Genomic DNA, 3875 nt, shown 5'->3' with positions numbered 1-3875 from the left:
GCGGTATAGCCGAGCCCGAGCAACGCCAGACGGACCTGTTCACCGACGGCGGCCCGGGATCGGCCAGCCGGTGCCGGCACGCCGCCGTGCGGGCCGGCATCGGCGTTCGTGCCAGCGTTGCCAGCCTGGGCCGGCACCGCCGCCGGTGCGCCAAGGCGGTCCTTGAGATCGAGGACGATGCGCTGCGCGCCCTTGCGGCCGATGCCGGGCACCTTCGTCAGCGCGGTGAGATCCTCGGCCGCGACCGCCCGGCGCACCCCGTCGGGGCTGTGAACGCCGAGCACGGCCTGAGCGAGCCTGGGACCGACCCCGGAAGCGCTCTGCAGGGTTTCGAAGACGTCACGTTCGTCGGCGTCGACGAAGCCGTAGAGGGTGAGTTCCGTCTCCCGGACAACAAGGGTGGTGACCAGATGCGCATCCTGCCCCACCCGAAGTCGCGACAGGGTCGCGGGGGTGCACTGTACCAACAGCCCGACCCCGCCGACCTCGACGACGGCCGCTTCGAGCGACAGGGCCGCCACCGTGCCCGAAACAGAGGCAATCATCGACCAGGCTCCTTCCCGACGGCCTGGCCGCCATGGGCCGCCGCTCGCATCCGGGCCAGCGCCGGGCCACGCCACAGATGGCACAGGGCAAGGGCCAGCGCGTCCGCCGCGTCCGCCGGACGCGGCGGGTCGGGCAGCTTCAACAGGCGGCTCACCATAAACGTGACCTGGGCTTTGTCCGCCCGGCCGCTGCCGCTGACCGCCGCCTTCACCTCACTGGGCGTGTACAGTGCCACCGGCAGGCCCCGCCTGGCTGCGGCGACGATGGCCACCGCCCCGGCCTGCGCGGTACCCATGACCGTCCGCACATTGGCCTGGCTGAACACCCGCTCGACCGCGACCGCGTCGGGGTTGTGACGGCTGATCCATTCCTCCACGCCCCGCTCGAGTGCGCACAGCCGCGCGGCAACGTCGTCGGTGGCCGGTGTGCGCAGTACTCCGACCGCGACCAGGGAGGCGCTCCGGCCGGGGCCGCCGTCAACCACACCGAGACCACAGCGCGTGAGCCCCGGATCGACACCCAGCACCAGCACCAGCACCCTCCCCGCTGGCCGGTCCGCGGACCAGCCGTCTTGAACGCAGCCACCGTCGGGCATTGTGGCCCCGGCAGCGCCCGCCACGATCGCGACACGCCCGAACGCCCGTTCGAGCTGCCCCGATCGTACTTTCGGCCGGCGGGGCACGGCCGAGCGGGGTGGCCGGCAACCGCTCCGGGCGTCGCGAAGCGTGCGGGCCGCTCGACAGGCGGCGAGGAGCACCCCCGTCAGGCCGATACCAGTTCCATGATCTCATCGGAGATGTCGGCGTTGAACCAGACGTTCTGGACATCGTCGAGGTCCTCCACGGCCTCGACGAGCTTGAGGACCTTGCGCGCGGATTCCTCGTCCAGGGACACGCTGACGCTCGGCAGCCACGACAGGTCCGCCGAGGAGACCACGAGTGCCGCGCCCAGCGCGGCGACGCGCACCGCGTTGAGGTCCGTCGCCTCCGAAACGACCTCGAAGGCGTCACCCAGCTCGTTGACCTCCTCGGCGCCGGCATCGAGGACGGCGGTGAGGACGTCGTCCTCGCTCAGGCCGGGCGTCTTGGGGACCAGGACCACTCCCTTACGGTTGAACAGGTACGACACCGAACCGGGATCAGCGACGCTGCCGCCGTTCCGCGTGATCGCGACCCGGACGTCGGAGGCCGCCCGGTTGCGGTTGTCGGTGAGGCACTCAACCAGGATGGCCACGCCACTCGGCCCGTACGCCTCGTAGATGATCTCTTCGTAACTGACGCCGCCGGCAAGCTCCCCCGAACCACGCTTGACGGCCCGGTCGATGTTGTCGTTCGGTACCGACTGCGACTTGGCCTTCGCGATGGCGTCCGCCAGCGTCGGGTTCCCCGCCGGGTCTCCGCCGCCGGTCTTCGCCGCCACCTCGACAGATTTGATCAACTTGGCGAACAGCTTGCCGCGGCGCGCATCGACGACCGCCTTCTTGTGCTTCGTGGTCGCCCACTTGGAGTGACCGCTCATGCTCTGCCCCTCACCTGTACTGGCCCCGCCTTCCACGATTGCGTGCGACAACGTCGACAAACAGCTGGTGAATCCGGATATCACCGGTCAGTTCCGGGTGGAACGCGGTCGCCAACAGACTGCCCTGGCGGACCGCGACAATCCTGTCACCGACCTGGCCGAGAACCTCGACTTCATCCCCGACCTTCTCCACCCACGGTGCCCGGATGAAAACCGCCCGAACCGGGCCGCCAGCAACACCGATAAGATCGATATCTGCCTCGAACGAGTCCACCTGACGGCCGAACGCATTGCGCCGCACAACGACGTCCAAGCCCGCGAGCAGCGGCTGGCCGGGAGGCGCGTCCAAGACCTCCCGAGCCAGCAGGATCATGCCCGCGCATGACCCAAAAACCGGCAGCCCAGCCGCGACCGCCAGGCGCAAGGGCTCCAGCAGATCGAACACACGCAGCAACCGGCCGATCGCGGTGGACTCCCCACCGGGCAGGACCAGCCCGTCCACAGCGCTCAGCTCAGCCGCGTGGCGGACCTCCAGCGGATGAGCGCCGGCCGCGCCGAGCGCCCGGACATGCTCACGGACATCACCTTGCAGGGCAAGCACACCCACCCGGACCGGCACCGCCGGGGTGACCATGCCGAAATCGCTCACCAGCCGCGATCGGCGAACCTGGCCGCGGGCTCCAGCTCGCCGGCGCTGATGCCGACCATCGCCTCCCCGAGCCCACGCGAGACCTTCACCAGGACGTCCGCATGGTTGTACATAGTGGTGGCCTCGACGATCGCCCGCGCGCGCCGCGCTGGATCGCCGGACTTGAAGATACCCGAGCCGACGAACACACCGTCGGCACCCAGCTGCATCATCAGCGCGGCATCCGCGGGAGTGGCGATACCGCCGGCGGTGAACAGCACGAGCGGGAGTTTTCCCAGCCGGGCGACCTCGGCCACAAGCTCGTAGGGAGCGCGTAGCTCCTTGGCCGCGGCAAACAGCTCGGCTGGGTCAAGAACGGACAGCCGGGCGATCTCCGCTCTGATCGTACGCATGTGCACGACCGCGTTGGACACCTCACCGGTGCCCGCCTCGCCCTTGGACCGGATCATCGCCGCGCCCTCGCCGATACGGCGCAGCGCCTCCCCCAGGTTGGTGGCGCCGCAGACGAACGGAACGGTGAACCGCCATTTGTCGATGTGATGGTGTGGATCGGCGGGAGTGAGGACCTCGGACTCGTCGATGTAGTCGACTCCCAGCTCCTGGAGCACCTGGGCCTCGACGAAGTGGCCGATACGGGCCTTGGCCATGACCGGGATCGACACCGCCCCGATGATCTGCTCGATCATCTCCGGGTCGCTCATGCGAGCCACGCCGCCCTGCGCGCGGATGTCAGCCGGCACCCGCTCCAAGGCCATCACCGCGACCGCGCCGGCGTCCTCGGCGATTCTCGCCTGGTCGGCGGTGACCACATCCATGATCACACCGCCTTTGAGCATCTCCGCCATGCCGCGCTTGACGCGGGCCGTTCCCACCTGGGTACCGGCGGGAGCGGGAGACTCGGCCGCTCGTGCGTGCCCGTCGTCCGGCTGCGCAGGCTCGGGTGCGGTCAGGCCATCGGACATGGCTCGCCTCTCTGTGTCTCTGGTGTCTCTGTACACGGATCCGTCTGGGACAAGCGCCCTCGCCCACGCGCAACTCCGGCAAACCCGGACGGCCGCTTACCAGGGACCGTGCGGGATACGCGAATTCGCACCGGACGGGGACCTCCTATGGTACGGCCGAAGTAGCGGCCGCATCCCACCCGGACCTCCCCCACACGGCA

At 69.5% G+C, this 3875-nt stretch carries 5 protein-coding genes; all 5 read right to left on the bottom strand.

Features of this window, described 5'->3' with window-relative positions:
- A partial coding sequence (ruvA, locus tag MJ783_RS16670) for a Holliday junction branch migration protein RuvA (RefSeq protein WP_239311364.1) occupies positions 1-545 on the bottom strand: 545 nt, incomplete at its 3' end.
- Positions 542-1078, bottom strand: a complete 537-nt coding sequence (ruvC, locus tag MJ783_RS16665) for a crossover junction endodeoxyribonuclease RuvC (RefSeq protein WP_239311363.1) — start codon at positions 1076-1078, stop codon at positions 542-544. The genes ruvA and ruvC, both read right to left, overlap by 4 nt.
- Before the next feature lie 230 nt (positions 1079-1308).
- Complete coding sequence (locus MJ783_RS16660) at positions 1309-2064, bottom strand: YebC/PmpR family DNA-binding transcriptional regulator (RefSeq protein WP_239311362.1); 756 nt, start codon at positions 2062-2064, stop codon at positions 1309-1311.
- A 10-nt stretch (positions 2065-2074) separates the two neighbouring features.
- Positions 2075-2698 carry a pyridoxal 5'-phosphate synthase glutaminase subunit PdxT gene (gene pdxT, locus MJ783_RS16655; RefSeq protein WP_239311368.1) on the bottom strand — a complete coding sequence of 208 codons (624 nt, stop codon included), beginning with the start codon at positions 2696-2698 and terminating at the stop codon, positions 2075-2077.
- An 11-nt stretch (positions 2699-2709) separates the two neighbouring features.
- Entirely contained in the window at positions 2710-3675 is a 966-nt protein-coding gene (gene pdxS, locus MJ783_RS16650) for a pyridoxal 5'-phosphate synthase lyase subunit PdxS (RefSeq protein WP_255724121.1), read from the bottom strand.
- Positions 3676-3875 lie beyond the last annotated feature (200 nt).

The organism is Protofrankia sp. Cj3 (genome assembly GCF_917627355.1).
Taxonomy (GTDB): domain Bacteria; phylum Actinomycetota; class Actinomycetes; order Frankiales; family Frankiaceae; genus Protofrankia.
This window is presented reverse-complemented; position numbering and strand designations above follow the sequence as displayed.